Consider the following 17,869-nt stretch of genomic DNA (forward strand, 5'->3'; position numbering starts at 1 on the left):
GCCTCGCCTCACCTCACCCGCCCCGGCCGCCCGTCGCCGCCAGCGCGCGCAGATCCCGCGCGACCGCGTCGAGCACCGGCTGCCATTGCATGAAGGCCGGCTGCCGGTACAGCGTCGCGCTCGGATACAACGGACTGTCGCGGCGCTCGAGCTGCCAGACCCAATGCGGATTGACGTCGAGCAACACCCAGCAGGCCTGTCCCAGCGCCCCGCTCAGGTGGGCGATCGAGGTGCAGACGGTGATCACGAGGTCGAGCGCGCCGAGATAGGCGGCCGTGTCGTCGAAGCTGCGCCATTCGGCGCTGTGATCGACGATCGGCAGGCCGAGCGCGCGCGCGGCGGCCACCTCGGCCTCGCCGCCCGGCTGCAGCGAGTGGAAGCTCACACCCTCGATGCCCGCGAAGGCCGCCGCATAGCGCCCGATGTCGATGCGCCGAAACGGATTGCGCTGGTGCCCGGCGCTGCCGGTCCAGGCGAGCCCCACGCGCAGCCGCTCGCCGGGCCGCGCCTCGGCCGCCAGGCGGGTGCGCCACGCCTCGCGCGCGGCCGCGTCGGCGCGCAGGTAGGGCACGGCCGCGCCGGCCGCCGCGTCGGGCAGGCCGAGCTGCCACGCCACGCTGCCGATCGGCAGGTGGTAATCGGCGGGCGGCAGCCGATCGGCGTCGGCCTCGTCGAGATAAAGCTCGACGTAGCTGCCGAGACTGCGCGAGAGCAGCGCGCCCATCTGCGCGAACGCGTTCCAGACGAGCCGCCCGCCTTCTCGATGCACGCGCTCGGCCAGCAGCGGGATGGTGCGGCACAGCTGCAGCAGGTCGCCCATGCCCTGCTCGCCCCATACCAGCAGCGTCCTGCCCGCCAGCGGCTCGCCGCGCCAGCGCGGCGCCGGCAGGCTCGGCCACGAGGCGCGCAGCTCGAGCGAGCCCTGCCAGCGTGCCTCGTGGCCGAGCCAGCCGGCGGCGAAGTTGCCGCGCACGAGCTCGATGATGGCGAGATTGAAGCGAAACGCGGGGTCGCCGGGCGAGAGCTCGAGCGCGCGTCGCGCGCAGCGCTCGGCCTCGTCCCAGCGCTGCGCCTCCTTGTAGGCACAGCTCGCGTTGTTGCAGGCGAGCGCGCTGTCGGGCGCGAGCGCGAGCGCCTGCCCGGCGGCGGCGAGCGCACCCGCGAGATCGCCGCGCGCCCGATACGAGACGATCAGGTTGATCCAGGCCTGTTCGTCGCGCGGGTTCGCCGCGACGGCCTGCTCGAACAGCGCGAGCTCCTCGGCCGGATCGCCGTTCGACAGGCGGATCGCGAGCGCCAGGTTGTTGCGCAGCGACGGCCAGTCGGGATCGAGCGCCAGCGCGTGCCGGTACGGCGCGAGCGCCTCGGCGTGGCGGCCGCCCATCTGCAGCGCGTAGCCGCAATTGAACGCGAGCGCGGCCACGTCGGGCTCGATGCGCCACAGGCAGCTCGCGAACTCGGCCGCATCGGCGTGGCGCTGGCGCTCGATCAGGCTCGCGGTCAGCCGCGCGAGCGCCGCGTAGTCGAGCGCGTGCAGCCGCGAGGCGGCGTCGAGCCACACCGCACGCGCCGTCTCGCGGCCCGCTGCGCCGGCGGCGGCGGCCTCGCGCAGGAACTCGAGGAACGGCGGGTAGAACGGAAAATGCGGGTCGACGGGCGGTTTGAACATGAGCGTCATCGGTCCATGATCGGCACGAGCGGCAGTCCGGGCATCTTAACGCGCGGCGCCCGCCACGCCGTCGTTCGCGACCTGCTGCGCACCCGCTTGCGCGGCGTGAAAGCCAACCGCCGCGGCCGCGTGCGGCCGGCCCGGCAGTCCGTGGCGGCGGTCGCGGCCGCAGCGTCGCGCCGATCCGGTAAAATTACGCGCTTTACGCCCATCCAAGCCGCGCGCCGGACTGGAGCCCCGGCCCGAGCCCGCTCGCGCCGGCTTCACCCCGGAACGCAAAGCGCCTACGAAGGCCCCTCATGCTCACGTTTCAGCAAATCATCCTGACGCTCCAGTCCTACTGGGACAAACAGGGTTGTGCCCTGCTCCAGCCGATCGACATGGAAGTCGGCGCCGGCACCTCGCACGTCCACACGTTCCTGCGCGCGATCGGCCCCGAACCGTGGCGCGCCGCCTACGTGCAGCCATCGCGCCGCCCGAAGGATGGCCGCTACGGCGAGAATCCGAACCGCCTGCAGCACTACTACCAATACCAGGTGGTGATGAAGCCGGCACCGGAGAACATCCTCGACCTGTATCTCGGCTCGCTCGAGGCGCTCGGCTTCGACCTGAAGCAGAACGACGTGCGCTTCGTCGAGGACGACTGGGAAAATCCGACGCTGGGTGCCTGGGGCCTCGGCTGGGAAGTCTGGCTCAACGGCATGGAGGTGACGCAGTTCACCTACTTCCAGCAGGTGGGCGGCCTCGACTGCAAGCCCGTGCTCGGCGAGATCACCTACGGCATCGAGCGGCTCGCGATGTACCTGCAGAAGGTCGAGAACATCTACGACCTGGTCTGGACGGAGTGGGAGGAGCTGGGCCCGAACGGCCCGCAGACGCGGCGCCTGACCTATCGCGACGTCTACCACCAGAACGAGGTCGAGCAGTCGACCTACAACTTCGAGTACGCCAACGTCGACCTGCTGTTCACGTTCTTCAACAGCTACGAAGCGGAGGCGAAGCGCATGATCGAGGCGAAGCTCGCGCTGCCCGCCTACGAGCTGGTGCTCAAGGCCGGCCACACGTTCAACCTGCTCGACGCGCGCGGCGCGATCTCGGTGACCGAGCGCGCCGCCTACATCGGCCGGATTCGCGCGCTGTCGCGCCTCGTCGCGCAGAGCTACTACGAATCGCGCGAGGCGCTCGGCTTCCCGATGATCGGCGACCCGATCCGCGGCGTGCCGGGCCTCACGACCGACGCGCAGGACGCGGCACAGCCCGGCTGGGCGCCGCCGCTGAAGGCCGAACGCAAGATCGATCAGGACTGACGAGATTCCCCCCATCATGACGCACATCCAATCCGCTCCGCTGCTGGTCGAACTGCTGACCGAGGAACTGCCGCCGAAGGCGCTCGCGCGCCTCGGCGACGCGTTCGCCGAGGGCCTCGCCCAGCGCCTCGCCGCGCGCGACCTGACCGACGGCGCGCCCGTCTTCGAACGCTATGCCACGCCGCGCCGGCTGGCCGTGGTGATCACCAACGTGCGCGCCGTCGCCCCGCAGCGCCAGGTCCGCGAAAAGGTGCTGCCGGTGTCGGTCGCGCTCGACGCGGCCGGCCAGCCCACCGCGCCGCTTGCCAAGAAGCTCGCCGCGCTCGGCCATCCGAACCTGACGGTCGCCGATCTCGAACGCGCGCAGGACGGCAAGGCCGAGGCGTTCTTCGTCAACTATTCGGCGCCCGGCGCGACGCTCGCCGACGGGCTGCAGGCCGCGCTCGACGAGACGCTAGCGAAGCTGCCGATCCCGAAGGTGATGACCTACCAGCGCCCGGACGGCACCGACGTGCAGTTCGTGCGCCCCGTGAAACGCCTGACCGTGCTGCACGGCACGCACGTGGTGCCGGTGTCGGCGTTCGGCATCGACGCCGGCGACACCACGCTCGGCCACCGCTTCCTGTCGGACGGGCTCGTCGCGATCGGCTCGGCGAGCCGCTATGCCGACACGCTGCGCGAGAAGGGCCGCGTGATCGCGCACTTCGCCGACCGCCGCGAATCGATCCGCACCGCGCTCGCCGAGCACGCCGGCGGCGACGCCGTGGTGATGCCCGAGTGGCTGCTCGATGAAGTCAACGCGCTGGTGGAATGGCCGGTGGTCTACGCCTGCAAGTTCGAGGACGAGTTCCTGCAGGTGCCGCAGGAATGCCTGATCCTGACCATGCAGACCAACCAGAAGTATTTCGCGCTGACCGACGCGGCCGGCAAGCTGCGCTCGCGCTTCCTGATCGTCTCGAACATCGAGACGGCCACCCCGGCCGAGATCATCGACGGCAACGAGCGCGTGGTGCGCCCGCGCCTGGCCGACGCGAAGTTCTTCTTCGAGACCGACAAGAAGACCCCACTGGTGGACCGCGTGCCGCGCCTGGCCAACGTCGTCTATCACAACAAGCTCGGCTCGCAGCTGGCGCGCGTCGAGCGCATCGAATCGCTGGCCGAGCAGATCGCGCCGGCCGTCGGCGCCGATGCCGCGCTCGCGCGCCGCGCCGCGCGGCTCGCGAAGGCCGACCTGCTGACCGACATGGTCGGCGAGTTCCCCGAACTGCAGGGCACCATGGGCACCTACTACGCGCGCCACGACGGCGAGGCCGACGAAGTGGCCGTGGCCTGCACCGAGCACTACCAGCCGCGCTTCTCGGGCGACGCGCTGCCGGCCGCGCCGGTCAGCACGGCAGTGGCGCTGGCCGACAAGCTCGAGACGATCGTCGGCATCTGGGGCATCGGCCTCGCGCCGACCGGCGAGAAGGACCCGTTCGCGCTGCGCCGCCACGCGCTCGGCGTGCTGCGCCTGCTCGTCGAGAAGCAGCTGCCGCTCGACCTGCGCGGCCTGCTGCGCACCACCTACGCGAGCTTCGCCGGCATCGCCGGGGTGGCCGAATCGACCGACGCGATCTATGCGTTCTTCCTCGATCGGCTGCGCGGCCTGCTGCGCGAGCGCGGCTACTCGACGGGCGAGATCGACGCGGTGCTGGGCCTCGAGCCGAGCCGCGTCGACGACCTGATCGCACGCCTGGACGCGGTGCGCGAGTTCACGCGTCTGGCCGAGGCCGGGGCGCTCGCGGCCGCCAACAAGCGCATCTCGAACATCCTGAAGAAGTCCGAAGGCGGCGCGCCGGGCGAAGTCGACGCGGCGCTGCTGGCCGAGGCGGCCGAGCAGGCGCTGGCCGCCGAGCTCGCGCAGGTCGCCCCGCGCGTGCAGGCGCAGCTCGCCGCGCGCGACTACACGGGCGCGCTGTCGGCGCTCGCCGCGCTGCGCGCGCCGGTCGACACGTTCTTCAACGACGTGATGGTGAACGCCGAGGACCCGGCGCTGCGCGCCAACCGCCTCGCCTTGCTCGGGGCGCTGCACCAGCAGATGAACTGCGTGGCGGACATCTCGAAGCTCGCCGCCTGAGCGCCCTCACCGCCGCCCAACCCGCCGCCCCGGGCGGCCCACCGCCAGCCAGCGCCAGGAGAGCACGCCATGCCGACGAATGCCAACCGCAAGCTCGTCGTCCTCGACCGGGACGGCGTCATCAACGTCGATTCGGACGCGTTCATCAAGACGCCCGACGAATGGATCACGCTGCCCGGCGCCCTCGAGGCGATCGGGCGGCTCAACCACGCGGGCTATCGCGTGGTGGTGGCGACCAACCAGTCGGGCATCGGCCGCGGACTGTTCGACATGGCCGCGCTCAACGCGATGCACCTGAAGATGCACAAGGCCGCCGCGGCGGTGGGCGCGCGCATCGACGCGGTGTTCTTCTGCCCGCACACGGCCGGCGACAACTGCGAGTGCCGCAAGCCGAAGCCCGGCATGATGGCGATGATCGCCGAGCGCTTCGAGGTCGAGCCCGACCAGACGCCGGTCGTCGGGGATTCGCTGCGCGACCTGCAGGCGGGCGCCGCGCTGGGCTTCCAGCCGCACCTGGTGCTGACCGGCAAGGGCCGCCGGACGCTGGCCGCCGGCAACCTGCCCGACGGCACGCGCGTGCACGACGACCTGCGCGCCTTCGCGCTCGATTTCCTGTCCCGTGAGCCGGCCTGAGGGGGCATCCGCCGCCGCCCGCCGCCCCCTCCCCACCCCCGAGCCCCCGACTCCGATGCGCCTCCTCCGTTCGCTGCTGCTGCTGATCTTCTTCGTGCTGTACACGGTGCCCTACGCCACCGCCTGTTTCATCGCGTTCCCGTTCCTGCGTCCCGACGCGCGCTACTGGATGGCGGCGGGCTGGTGCCGCTCCACGCTCGCGGTGACGCGCTGGCTGAACGGCATCCGCTACCGCATCGAGGGCTTCGAGAACCTGCCCGACGGGCCGGCCGTGCTGCTCTCGAAACACCAGTCGGCGTGGGAGACGCTCGCGTTTCCGGCACTGATGCCGCGCCCGCTCTGCTACGTGTTCAAGCGCGAGCTGCTCTACGTGCCGTTCTTCGGCTGGGCGCTCGGGCTGCTGCACATGGTCCACATCAACCGCAGCGAAGGCAAGAACGCATTCGACTCGGTGATCCGGCAGGGCAAGAAGCGCCTCGCCGAGGGCGCCTGGGTGATCATGTTCCCGGAAGGCACGCGCACCCCCACCGGCAGCCAGGGCAAGTACAAGACGGGCGGCGTGCGCTTCGCGGTGGGCACCGGCGCGCCGGTGGTGCCGATCGCCCATAATGCGGGGCGCGTGTGGCCGCGCAATTCGTTCATCAAGTATCCGGGTATAGTCACGGTGTCGATCGGTAAGCCGATCGATTCGCGCGGCCTCACCCCGGAGGAGCTGAATGCGCGCGTCGAGCAGTGGATCGAGACGGAAATGCGCCGCATCGATCCCGACGCCTATCGAGGCGCAAGCGGCGAGCGCCGCTGACGATGCCCGGCCGGAGCCCGCCGCACGACCCCGATTCAAGGTTTCATTCATATTGCGCACCGCCAAACGAAGCGAACTGATGCCCAAGCGTCCCAGGCCACGGCCCGCCGTCGTCGCACTCGATCACCACCAGCTCGATCTGCCGCTGTTCGACGGCCCGCCGCCCGCGCCGCCCGCTTCGCCGTCGCCCGAGCGCGACCGGTCGCGGCGCTCGCTGACGCTCGACGGCCGCGTCCTCGAGTACCGGCTCAAGCGCTCGGCACGCCGCACCATCGGCTTCGCGATCGACGGCAGCGGGCTCACCATCACCGCGCCGCGCTGGGTCACGCTCGCCGACATCGAGTCCGCGATCGCCGAGAAGCGCCGCTGGATCTTCGTGAAGCTCGCCGAATGGCAGACCCGCATCGAGCAGCGCGCGCTGCCGCAGATCGACTGGAAGGACGGCGCGCGCATCCCGTTCCTCGGCAAGCCGGTCGAGATCGCGCTGGCGTCGGCCGACGGCTCGCTCGGCTACGACGCGGCGCGTTCGGTGCTCGCGCTCGGGCTGCCCGCGCATGCCGGGCCGCAGCAGATCAAGGACCGCGTGCAGGGCTGGCTGCAGGGCGAGGCCAGGCGCATCTTCGGCGAGCGGCTGGTGGTGTACGCGCAGAAGCTCGGCGTCAGCTACAGCGCCTATGCGCTGTCGTCGGCCTCGACGCGCTGGGGCAGCTGCTCGAGCGACGGCAAGATCCGCCTGAACTGGCGGCTCGTGCATTTCCCGGTCTCGATCATCGACTACGTGGTCGCGCACGAACTCTCGCACCTGCGCGAGATGAATCACAGCCCCGCGTTCTGGCAGACGGTCGAATCGATCTTCCCGGAATTCCGCGAGGCGCGGCACACGCTCAAGCACCATCCGCCCGAGCTGCTGCCCGCGCTGTAGGCGCGCAGCATGCCGCGCCATGAAAAACGGCGCCTCGCGTGAGGCGCCGTTTTTCATGGGCATCCGGCTCAGTGCGACTTGCGCTGGATGAATTCGATCTTGTAGCCGTCCGGGTCCTCGACGAATGCGATCACGGTCGTGCCGTGCTTCATCGGGCCCGCTTCGCGCGTGACCTTGCCGCCCTGCGCCTTGATGCGCTCGCAGGCCGCGTAGGCGTCGTCGACCTCGATCGCGAGGTGGCCGAAACCGGTGCCGATCTCATAGGACGGCGTGTCCCAGTTGTGGGTCAGCTCGATCACGGTGCCGGTCGATTCCGCTTCGTAACCGACGAACGCGAGCGTGAACCTGCCTTCCGGATAGTCGTTGCGGCGCAGCAGCTTCATGCCGAGCAGCCCGGTGTAGAACTGGATCGAGCGGTCGAGATCGCCGACGCGCAGCATCGTATGCAGCATTCGCATGGTGGGGAACTCCGTGTAAACCATCTGGGGGAACAGCCGAATTTACCAGACGCGGCCGATTTTCGCCGGCGGGCCGGCGCATCCGCGAACCGGCCCGGCCGGCCGATCCGGACCGCGGGCATGACGGCCCGCGCCGCCGCCCGCCTCAGCCGGCGGCGGGCCGCGTCGCGGCGACCGTGCGCGCCAGCCTCACGTATTCGGCCACGCCGACGTCCTCGGCGCGGCGCGCCAGATCGAAGCCGAGCGCCTCGAAATCGACCACGTCGCGGTACGCGCCGAGCGTGTTGCGCAGCATCTTGCGGCGCTGCGAGAAGGCCGCCGTGACCACCTCGCCGAGCACGCCGACATCCACCTCGGCCAGCTCGTGCGGCGCATGCGGAATCATCCGCACGATCGCCGAATCGACCTTCGGCGGCGGCTGGAACGACTCGGGCGGCACGTCGATCAGCTTGTCCATCACGTAGCGGTACTGCAGCATCACCGACAGCCGGCTGAACGCCTTGCTGCCCGGCTCGGCCACCATCCGCTCGACCACCTCGTTCTGCAGCATGAAGTGCTGGTCCACCACGCGTTCGGCGAACCTCATCAGGTGGAACAGCAGCGGGCTGGAGATGTTGTAGGGCAGATTGCCGATGATGCGCAGCGACGGCTGCTCGCCCGGCAGCGCGAGCGCGCCGAAATCGAACCCGAGCGCGTCGCCGGCATGCAGCTCCAGCAGGCTGCCGAAGCGCTGCTTGAGGCGGCCGATCAGGTCGCGGTCGAGCTCGACGGCGTGCAGCGGCGCCTCCGGCGTGGCGAGCCGCTCGATCACGGGGCCGGTCAGCGCGCCGAGGCCGGGGCCGATCTCGACCATGCGCTGGCCGCGCTCGGGGCGGATCGTCGAGACGATCGAGTCGATCACGCCGGTGTCGACGAGAAAGTTCTGCCCGAAGCGCTTGCGCGCGAAGTGTCCCTGGTGCTGTCTGCTGTTCGACATCGAAAGAATCAAACGAAAGTGGAGCGAGCGGTGCCTCAGGCACCGCGGCGGTGGCGCGCCATCGCGACCGCGGTGTCGAGCGCGGCGATCAGGCTGCCCGGATCGGCGCGGCCGGTGCCGGCCAGATCGAGCGCGGTGCCATGGTCGACCGAGGTGCGCACGATCGGCAGGCCGAGCGTGACATTGATGCCTTCGCCGAACGTCGCGAACTTGAGCACCGGCAGGCCCTGGTCATGGAACATCGCGAGCACGCAGTCGGCGTGCTCGAGGTAGCGCGGCTGGAACAGCGTGTCGGCCGGATACGGGCCGCGCGCGTCGATGCCGCGCGCCTTGGCCTCGGCCAGCGCCGGCGCGATCACGTCGATCTCCTCGCGGCCGAGGTAGCCGTTCTCGCCCGCGTGCGGGTTCAGGCCGGTGACGAGGATGCGCGGGGCGGCCAGGCCGAAATGGCGGCGCAGGTCGGCGTCGACGATGGCGAGCGTCTCGACCAGCGAGTCGATCGTCAGCGCGGCCGACACGTCCTTGAGCGGCAGGTGCGTGGTGGCGAGTGCGACGCGCAGCGGCCGCTCGCCGGTGCCGGCCAGCATCATCACGACGCGCGGCGTGCCGGTGCGCTCGGCCAGATATTCGGTATGGCCGGTGAACGGTACGCCGGCATCGTTGATGGTGCTCTTCTGCAGCGGCGCCGTGACGATCGCGTCGTAGCGGCCCGCCACCGCGCCGTCGATCGCCGCGTCGAGCAGGCCCAGCACGTAGCGGCCGTTGGCCGCGTCGAGCTGCCCGGCCCGCGCCGGCGCGGCGAGCGGGCGATGCGCCACCGTCACGCGCTGGCCGACGCCGAGCGCGGCCGGATCGACGCCGGCCGCCTGCGCGCGTTCGGCGAACAGCGCCGCGTCGCACAGCACCTCGAAGCACGCGTCGGGCCAGCGCAGCGGCGCCTCGGCAAGCGCGCGCGCGCTCAGCTCGGGGCCGACCCCGGCCGGCTCGCCGGTGGTGATCGCGATGCGCAGCGTCGGGTCGGTGGCCATGGCGGGCTCGCTCAGGGCTGCGGCTGGCCGATCTTGATCTGCACGTAGGACGAATCGCGCAGCTCGCGCAGCCAGTCGGCATAGGCCTGCTCGGCCTTGCGCTGGCCGATCGCCTGACGCGCGATGTCCATCTGCTGCTGGATCGAGCCTTCCGCGTCGCGGCGGCCGAGCACCTGGATCAGGTGATAGCCGTACTCGGTGCGCACCGGGTTGCTGATCTGGCCGTCCTGCAGCGAATTCATGGCGCGCTCGAATTCCGGCACCGTCTCGCCCGGGCTGATCCAGCCGAGATCGCCGCCCTGCGAGGCCGAGCCGTCCTGCGAGTAGGTGCGCGCGAAGCTCGCGAAATCGCCGCCCGCCTCCACCTTGTTGCGGATGTCGATCAGCTGCTGGCGCGCCTGCGCCTCGGACTTGCCTTCGCCGACGCGCAGCAGGATGTGGCGCACGTGGGTCTGCACGATCTTCGGCGACGCGGCCGAGGTGCCCTGCGCGGGGCGGCGATCGACCAGACGCACGATCTCGAAGCCGTCCGGCACGCGGATCAGCGCCGGATTGACCTGGCCCGGCCGCAGTTGCGCGACGGCCTGCACCACGTCGGCCGGCAGCGAGCCCGGCGGCTTGAAGCCGAGGTCGCCGCCCGACTTCGCGTCCTTCGCCTCGGAATTGTTCTTCGCGAGCCGCTCGAAATCGGCGCCCGGCGCGAGGGCCTGCTTGAGCAGGCCCTCGGCCTTCTTCCGGGCGGCGTCGATCTGCGTTTCCGGCGCGTTCTGCGGGGCGGCCACGAAGATGTGCTCGAGCCGGAGGTCCTGCTGCGAACCCGCGTTCGGGCCGCGCTGGCTCGCGATGTAGCTGGCCACCTCGGCGTCGGACACGGTGATCTTGCTGTCCACTTCCTTCTCGCGCAGGCGCGAGAGCATCAGTTCGGTGCGCGCGTCGCTGACGAAGATGTTCCAGGGCACCCCTTCGGCCTCGAGCCGCGCGCGGTACTGGTCGAGCGACATGTTGTTGGCGGCGGCCAGGCGCTGCAGCGTGGCCTGCACCATCGCGTCGTCCACCACGATGCCGTCCTCCTTCGCCTTCTGCACCTGGATGCGCTCCAACACCATCTGGTTCAGCACCTGCATGCGCAACTCGTCGATGGGCGGCACCGGCGCCTTCTGCTGCCGCAGCCGGCGCGCGATCAGGTCGACCCGCTGGTCGAGCTCGCGGCCGGTGATCACGTCGTTGTTGACGACGGCGACGACCTCGTCGGCCAGCGTCGCGCCATTCGAACCGAGCGCTTGCGCGACCGCCGGCGTGACGGACAGCAGCGACATGGCGGCGACGAGGCCGGACACGATTGCTGCGAAGCGAAGGGTTTTCTTCATTGCCACGGAGACTCCATTGAAAGCAGGCTGGCCGGCACCGTGTCAGGCGCGGCGATGGTGCGCGAAGCTTGGTTACTCATAGTTGCTGAAACGGGCCAGCGGCGGGGCCTGGGGCGGCAGCGGCGTATAGCCCGGAATGCCCTGGCGGAACGCGGCGACGAGCCCGTTGTCGATGCTCGTCAGCCCCTTGAGCGTCAGCTGCGCCATGAAGCGCGTCGCCGAGCTCTGCTGGCCCGACGTGTTGACGCCGTTCGCGTAGCGCTGCACGCCGACGCCGAGCGCCCAGCAGTCGGCATCGTACTGGAAGCCGAGTAGACCGTCGACCACCCGGTTGCTGGCCAGATCGTAATTGAAGCGGCCGACCGCGTACAAATGGCGCGTGAGCGGCCACTGGCCCGAGATCAGCACCTGATTGATCGGATCGCCGTTGAGCGTGGTATTGGCGCGCGTGTAGCGATAGGCCACGTTGATCACGCTGCGCTCGCCGGGACTGTAGCCGAAGCCGACGCTCGACTTCACGAGCTGATTGTTGTCGGCGTTGTACTGGAACGCCGTCTCCGACGCGAAGCCGGCACCGAGCTTCACCGAGGCGCCGAGGATCAGGTCCGAGTGGCGCGCCTGCGCGACCGAGTCGGTCGGCAGCAGCGTGGTGCGCTGGTTGGTGAAGTAATACTGCTGCGCGATCACGAAGCGCGCGCGCTCGTCGCCCGTGGCCGGGTTCAGGAATCGCGTGGTCAGCGCGGCGGTGATGCGGTTCTCGTCGGCGATCCGGTCGTTGCCGACGAAGGTGTTGGTGGTGAAGATCTCGGCGAGCCCGAAGTCGGACTCGGCGGTATCGAACAGCGGCGCGTCGAGCTGGTTGCGGTACGGCGTGTAGACGTAGAACAGCCGCGGCTCGAGCGTCTGGATGAAGTCCTGCCCGAACAGCCGCACCGAGCGGTCGAACTCCAGACCGCTGTCGAGCGAGAAGGTCGGGATCGAGTAGGTGAAACGCTTCGGCTGGCCGGGGATGCCGCCCGTCGTCGTCGTGAGGTCGTACGACGCGACGTGCAGTTGCGCCTTCGGCACGATGAAGTAGCCCGGACCGTAGACCCCATACGAGACGTAGGGGTTGAACATCACGCGGTCGCCCTCGGGCTGGTCCGCCGTGGTGATCCGGAAGCGCGAGTAGTCGGCCTCGGCGCCGAAGTCGAAGCCGCCCACGTCGTACTTCGCGTACTTCACGTTCAGCTGCGGCTCGCGGCCATACGGCGCGATCGACGGCGGCAGCGTCTGCCAGTGCTGGTAGCGCGTGAGCACCGACCACGGACCCTTGTTGTAGGTGAGGCCCGCTTCCTGCTGGTACAGCGTCTGGGTGCCGTTGATGAACTGATTGGTCGCGCCGAGGTCTTCCGGATAAGTATTGTCCGAGACCTTGTTGTAATAGACGTAACCGCCGAAGCCGCCGCCGAAGTTCTGCTGGTGCTCCCAGTAGACGGCGTAGCGGTTCGTGTGCGTCAGCCGATCGTTAGGCAGGAACTCGCCCGTGAGCGAGCCCGAGTAGTTCGGCGACAGATAGCGGAACTCGGCACGCGTGAACATGCCGCGCTTGGCGATGATCTCCGGCGTCAGCGTCAGGTCGCGGTTCGGCGCGATGTTGAAGTAGTACGGCAGCGACAGCTCGAAGCCGTTGGTCGAGCTCAGCGAGACCGTCGGCGGCAGGAAGCCGCTGCGGCGCTCGCCCGACAGCGGGAACGTCAGCCAGGGGCTCGCGAAAATCGGCACGCCCTGGAAGAACAGCACGCCGTCGCGCGCCACGCCCTCGTCGGCGCCGGTGTCGAACTCGAAGCGGCCGCCCCGGATGTACCAGGCCGGCTGCTCGCACTGGCAGGCCGTGTAGGTCGCGTCGGTAAATACCGAGCGCTCGCTGTCGAGCAGTTCGACCTGCTTCGCGCTGCCCGAGCCGCCGGTGGTCGTGAAGCGGTACTTCGGCGTGGTCATCGTGCCCTGGTTGGCCTCGACCTTCAGATGGGCCTCCGGCCCCGAGAACGTGGTGCCGCTGCCCGACAACGTGACGTGGCCGTAGGCGTCGGCCATGTCGGTGTCCTGATCGTAGTGCAGCGCGTCGGCCTTCACGATCGTGGTGCCGCGGCGCAGCTCGGCCGACCCCTTGGCGGCCAGGTCCTGGTCGACCGTGCCGCTCGCGTGGTCGGCGAGCACGAAGCCGGCCGGCTTCGTGCCGGGGCGCAGCGGATGTTCCTCGAGCTGCGGCGCAAGGCGCAGGTCCCAGGGAGAGCCGAGCGGCTGCGGCTGCGCGGCCGCGCCCACCAGTTGCGCCTGCGCGATCGCGGGCACGAAACCGGGCACGGCGAGCAGCGCCGCCGCGAGGCGCCGTTTGCGGATCGCGGGTTCGCTGCAGGATACGAGCGGGAAAATCGGTTTGGGCGGCATCGATATCGGGCGAATCGGTCCCGGCAGATCCCTGGCGTTCGCTCGTCGAGGCCCGCGCAATCGAACCGTGACTGCGACGCGGCGCACACGAAGCAAGGCGATCGGCGGGCGGCACGACGGGCCGCAGCCGCGCTGCGACCCGCAACCGGCGGGGATTGACACGGGACGCGTCAAAAAAGTCGTGGGGTATTATATGGCAAGACGTTCCCCCCTCCGCCGAGTTTCCGTTTCGATGACGCCCCCTTCCTCCGCCGCCTCCCCCGCCTCGCCCACCGACGGCCGCGACGACCGCCGCGAGCGGCTGCTCGCCTGGCTTTCCGGGTTCGCTCCGCGCTACGCGCTCGACCTCGCCTCGCTGGCGCCCGCCTCGGCCGACGCCAGCTTCCGGCGCTACTTCCGGCTGGCGAGCGGCACCGAGCCGTGCGGCACGCTGATCGCCGTCGACGCGCCGCCGCCCGAGAAGTGCCGCGAGTTCGTGCAGATCGCGGGGCTGCTGGCGGCCGCCGGCCTGCATGCGCCGACGGTTCACGAATGCGACCTGGAGGCGGGCTTCATGCTGGTCACCGATCTGGGCCGCGCCACCTACATCGGCGCCCTCGACCCGGCCGACCCCGGCGCGGCGCGGCCGCTGATGCGCGACGCGCTCGACGCGCTGGTACGCTGGCAACTCGCCTCGCGCGAGGGCGTGCTGCCGCCGTTCGACGAGGCCTTCCTGCGCCGCGAGATGGAACTGATGCCCGAGTGGTACGTGGGCCGCCATCTCGGCAAGACGCTCGACGCGCGCCAGCGCGGCGTGCTCGACCGCACCTTCGCGCTGCTGGTGGCGAACGCGCTCGGGCAGCCGCAGGGCTTCATGCTGCGTGACTTCATGCCGCGCAACCTGATGATCACGGCGCCGAACCCCGGCGTGCTCGACTTTCAGGACGCCGTCTGGGGGCCGCTCGGCTACGACGTCGTCTCGCTGCTGCGCGACGCGTTCATCAGTTGGGACGAGGAATTCGAGCTCGACTGCTTCATTTACTACTGGGAGCGGGCCAAACAGGCCGGCCTGCCCGTCGAGGCCGATTTCGGCGAGTTCTACCGCCAGCTCGAATGGACCGGACTGCAGCGCCACATCAAGGTGCTCGGGCTGTTCCCGCGCATCCACTATCGGGACGGCAAGCCGCGCTACCTCGACGACCTGCCGCGCTTCCTCGGCTACGCGCGCAAGGTCGCGCAGCGCTACCGGCCGCTCGCGCCGTTCGCGAACCTGCTCGACGAACTCGAGGGACAGCCGTCCGTCGAGGTCGGTTACACGTTCTGAGCCCCTGCTCCGCCCACGCCATGACCGCCGTGCTCGATACCGCGATGATCTTCGCCGCCGGACGCGGCGAACGGATGCGCCCGCTCACCGACACCTGCCCGAAACCGCTGCTCGAAGCCGGCGGCAAGCCGCTGATCGTCTGGCAGATCGAACGGCTTGCCGCGGCCGGCTTCACGACCATCGTGATCAACCATGCCTGGCTGGGCGCGCGCCTCGAGGCCGCGCTCGGCGACGGTGCGAGCTGGGGCGTGCGGCTGCGCTATTCGGCCGAGGGCGAGGCGCTCGAAACCGCGGGCGGCATCGCGCAGGCGCTGCCGCTGCTGACCGGGGCCGGCGCGCCCGATGCCGGCGGCACGGCGCGCTCGCCCGTGTTCCTCGCCGTCAGCGGCGACGTGTTCTGTGAATTCGACTATGCCTCGCTGCGCGGGCACGCGGCACGGATGGCCGCGCTCGACGCGCCGGGCCTGCACCTCGTGATGGTGCCGAACCCGCCGTTCCACCCCGACGGCGATTTCGCGCTCGACGCCGACGGCCGGCTCTCGCTCGGCACCGACGCGCCGCGCGTCACGTTCGGCAACATCGGGCTCTACGACGTGCGGATGTTCGCCGACCTGCCGCGCGGCACGCGGCGCGCGCTCACGCCCTACTACCACGCGGCGATCGCGGCGGGCCGCGCGACCGGCGAACGGTACGAGGGGATCTGGGAAAACGTCGGCACGCCGGCGCAGCTGGCCGAACTCGACGCGCGGCTGCGGGCTGCCCGCTAGCGGCCGGGCCGGCGCGGCGCGCGTGGGCGCGAACCGCCCGCGCGCGGCTTACCTTACGTCTGCGCCGCGGCACCGGTTGCCGTGCCGTGCGCCGCCTGCCCTCCCGTCTGCGGCGCCGCGCTCTCGCCCGCCTCGCCCGCCGTCGCGGCGCGCTGCTGCAACGCCCACATCTGCGCGTAATGCCCGCCCGCACGCACCAGCGCCTCGTGCGTGCCGCGCTCGACGATCCGGCCGCGATCCATCACGATGATCTGCGCCGCGTGGACCACGGTCGACAGCCGGTGCGCGATCACCAGCGTCGTGCGGTGCCGCGCGATCTGCTCGAGTTCGTGCTGGATCGCGCGCTCGGAGCGCGAATCGAGCGCCGAGGTCGCCTCGTCGAACACCAGGATCGGCGGGTCCTTGAGGATCGTGCGCGCGATCGCGACGCGCTGCTTCTCGCCGCCCGAGAGCTTGAGCCCGCGCTCGCCGACGATGGTGTCATAGCCGTTCGGCAGGCTTTCGACGAAAGCGTGGATGTGCGCGGCGCGCGCGGCGGCGATCACCTCGTCGCGCGTCGCGCTCGGCCGCCCGTAGGCGATGTTGTAGTAGATCGTGTCGTTGAACAGCACGGTGTCCTGCGGCACGATGCCGATCGCCGCGCGCAGCGACGCCTGCGAGACGTCGCGCAGGTCCTGGCCGTCGATCGTGATCGCGCCGCCCGCCGCGCGCTCGAGATCGTAGAAGCGGAACAGCAGCCGCGCCAGGGTGGACTTGCCCGACCCGCTGTGGCCGACCACCGCCGTGGTGGTGCCGGCCTCAATCGTGAAATCGACGTCGTGCAGGATCTGCCGCGCCGGCTCGTAGGCGAAATCGACGTGCGCGAACCGCACCTGCGCGCCGCGCACCACGAGCGCCGGCGCGCCGGGCAGGTCGGCCACTTCCTGCGGCGCGCCGAGCAGCGCGAACATGCGGTCCATGTCGGCCAGGCTCTGCTTGAGCTCGCGATAGACGATGCCGAGAAAGTTCAGCGGGATGTAGAGCTGCAGCATGAAGGTGTTGATCAGCACCAGATCGCCGAGCGTCAGGCGCCCGGCCAGCACGCCCTGCGTCGCGCGCCAGAGGATGAACACCAGCCCCACGCCGATGATCGCCTGCTGGCCCAGGTTCAGCAGCGACAGCGAGCGCTGCGAGCGGATCGCGGCCTGCCGGTAGCGCTGCAGGTTCTCGTCGTAGCGCCGCGCCTCCCAGTCCTCGTTGCCGAAATACTTGACGGTCTCGTAGTTGAGCAGCGAATCGATGGCGCGCGAACTCGCGCGCGAGTCGAGCTCGTTCATGGTGCGCCGGAAATGCGTGCGCCATTCGGTGACCTTGATGGTGAACACCACATAGGCGGCCAGCGCGGCCAGCGTGATCAGCGCATACGACGCGTCGTACTTGACCACGAAGAAGCCGAGCACCAGCCCGACCTCGATCAGCGTCGGCAGGATGCTGTAGAGCGAGTACGAGACCAACTGCTGGATGCCGCGCGTGCCGCGTTCGATGTCGCGCGACATGCCGCCGGTCTGGCGGTCCAGATGGAAGCGCAGCGACAGGCCGTGCAGATGCCGGAACACCTGCAGCGCGAGCTGGCGCACCGCGCTCTCGGTCACTTTCGAGAACAGGATCTCGCGCAGCTCGGTAAACATCGAGGTGGACAGCCGCACCACCGCGTAGGCCACCACCAGCAGCCCGAGGCCGCCCGCCAGCACCAGCGGCGCCGACTGCTCGGCGCGCCCCAGCGCCTGCAGATGCTGGGCCGACGAGAGCCCGTCGACGATGCGCTTCATCACGATCGGCACGCCCAGGTTGGCGAGCTTGGCGCCGATCATGCAGGCGAGCGCGAGCGCCACGCGGCCCTTGTAGGTGCTCAGGTAGGGCAGCAGCGAGCGGATCGTCCGCCAGTCGTTGCGGGGACCGGAGGCGGCCGGAGCAGGCTCGGAGGAAGCGGAAAAGCGGCGCATGGAGGACATGGCGCATGCAAACGGACGGGCCGCGCACGCGCTTTCTCGTACAATTTAGGATTCTTGCATTGTCGCAGAAGCCGGTTCGCACCGCCGTCCGCCGGACGGC

Annotated in this window: 14 protein-coding genes; 7 read left to right on the forward strand and 7 right to left on the reverse strand. The window is 70.2% G+C overall.

Features of this window, described 5'->3' with window-relative positions; all coding sequences use genetic code 11:
- Positions 1–13: 13 nt before the first annotated feature.
- Positions 14–1,669, reverse strand: a complete 1,656-nt coding sequence (locus KS03_RS15045; RefSeq protein WP_015876970.1) for a tetratricopeptide repeat protein — start codon at positions 1,667–1,669, stop codon at positions 14–16.
- A gap of 299 nt (positions 1,670–1,968) precedes the next feature.
- On the opposite strand from KS03_RS15045, the gene glyQ reads away from it, so the two are divergent.
- The 5 genes from glyQ to KS03_RS15070 all read left to right on the forward strand — a co-directional run bounded on the left by glyQ (position 1,969) and on the right by KS03_RS15070 (position 7,449).
- Positions 1,969–2,976, forward strand: a complete 1,008-nt coding sequence (glyQ, locus tag KS03_RS15050; RefSeq protein ID WP_015876971.1) for a glycine--tRNA ligase subunit alpha — start codon at positions 1,969–1,971, stop codon at positions 2,974–2,976.
- 16 nt (positions 2,977–2,992) lie between these two features.
- Positions 2,993–5,092 (forward strand): glycine--tRNA ligase subunit beta, encoded by a 2,100-nt coding sequence (gene glyS, locus KS03_RS15055; RefSeq protein ID WP_015876972.1) that lies wholly within the window; start codon positions 2,993–2,995, stop codon positions 5,090–5,092.
- A gap of 69 nt (positions 5,093–5,161) precedes the next feature.
- The gene (gene gmhB / locus KS03_RS15060; protein WP_015876973.1) at positions 5,162–5,725 is read left to right on the forward strand and encodes a D-glycero-beta-D-manno-heptose 1,7-bisphosphate 7-phosphatase; all 564 of its coding nucleotides are present in this window, start codon (positions 5,162–5,164) and stop codon (positions 5,723–5,725) included.
- A gap of 55 nt (positions 5,726–5,780) precedes the next feature.
- Positions 5,781–6,527, forward strand: a complete 747-nt coding sequence (locus KS03_RS15065; RefSeq protein WP_015876974.1) for a lysophospholipid acyltransferase family protein — start codon at positions 5,781–5,783, stop codon at positions 6,525–6,527.
- A gap of 79 nt (positions 6,528–6,606) precedes the next feature.
- Complete coding sequence (locus KS03_RS15070) at positions 6,607–7,449, forward strand: M48 family metallopeptidase (RefSeq protein ID WP_015876975.1); 843 nt, start codon at positions 6,607–6,609, stop codon at positions 7,447–7,449.
- Between the two features lie 68 nt (positions 7,450–7,517).
- Here KS03_RS15070 and gloA read toward each other — a convergent pair whose 3' ends face one another.
- The 5 genes from gloA to KS03_RS15095 form a co-directional block, all read right to left on the reverse strand.
- Positions 7,518–7,907 (reverse strand): lactoylglutathione lyase, encoded by a 390-nt coding sequence (gene gloA / locus KS03_RS15075; protein WP_015876976.1) that lies wholly within the window; start codon positions 7,905–7,907, stop codon positions 7,518–7,520.
- A gap of 145 nt (positions 7,908–8,052) precedes the next feature.
- Complete coding sequence (gene rsmA, locus KS03_RS15080; protein WP_015876977.1) at positions 8,053–8,883, reverse strand: 16S rRNA (adenine(1518)-N(6)/adenine(1519)-N(6))-dimethyltransferase RsmA; 831 nt, start codon at positions 8,881–8,883, stop codon at positions 8,053–8,055.
- 35 nt (positions 8,884–8,918) lie between these two features.
- The gene (pdxA, locus tag KS03_RS15085; RefSeq protein WP_015876978.1) at positions 8,919–9,911 is read right to left on the reverse strand and encodes a 4-hydroxythreonine-4-phosphate dehydrogenase PdxA; all 993 of its coding nucleotides are present in this window, start codon (positions 9,909–9,911) and stop codon (positions 8,919–8,921) included.
- Positions 9,912–9,922: 11 nt separating this feature from the next.
- Complete coding sequence (locus tag KS03_RS15090; RefSeq protein WP_015876979.1) at positions 9,923–11,278, reverse strand: peptidylprolyl isomerase; 1,356 nt, start codon at positions 11,276–11,278, stop codon at positions 9,923–9,925.
- Positions 11,279–11,350: 72 nt separating this feature from the next.
- Positions 11,351–13,708, reverse strand: coding sequence for an LPS-assembly protein LptD (locus tag KS03_RS15095; protein WP_015876980.1), 2,358 nt, complete (start codon positions 13,706–13,708; stop codon positions 11,351–11,353).
- A 232-nt stretch (positions 13,709–13,940) separates the two neighbouring features.
- Here KS03_RS15095 and KS03_RS15100 point away from each other — a divergent pair, with 232 nt between their 5' ends.
- Complete coding sequence (locus KS03_RS15100; protein ID WP_015876981.1) at positions 13,941–15,011, forward strand: aminoglycoside phosphotransferase family protein; 1,071 nt, start codon at positions 13,941–13,943, stop codon at positions 15,009–15,011.
- Between the two features lie 20 nt (positions 15,012–15,031).
- A complete protein-coding gene (gene murU, locus KS03_RS15105; RefSeq protein ID WP_015876982.1) occupies positions 15,032–15,778 on the forward strand; it encodes an N-acetylmuramate alpha-1-phosphate uridylyltransferase MurU in 747 nt (248 codons plus the stop codon).
- Between the two features lie 53 nt (positions 15,779–15,831).
- Here the strand turns inward: murU and KS03_RS15110 are convergent, their stop codons facing one another.
- Entirely contained in the window at positions 15,832–17,760 is a 1,929-nt protein-coding gene (locus KS03_RS15110) for an ABCB family ABC transporter ATP-binding protein/permease (RefSeq protein ID WP_015876983.1), read from the reverse strand.
- Between the last annotated feature and the right edge of the window lie 109 nt (positions 17,761–17,869).

Origin of the sequence: Burkholderia glumae LMG 2196 = ATCC 33617 (assembly GCF_000960995.1) — a bacterium.
In the GTDB taxonomy this organism is placed as follows: domain Bacteria; phylum Pseudomonadota; class Gammaproteobacteria; order Burkholderiales; family Burkholderiaceae; genus Burkholderia; species Burkholderia glumae.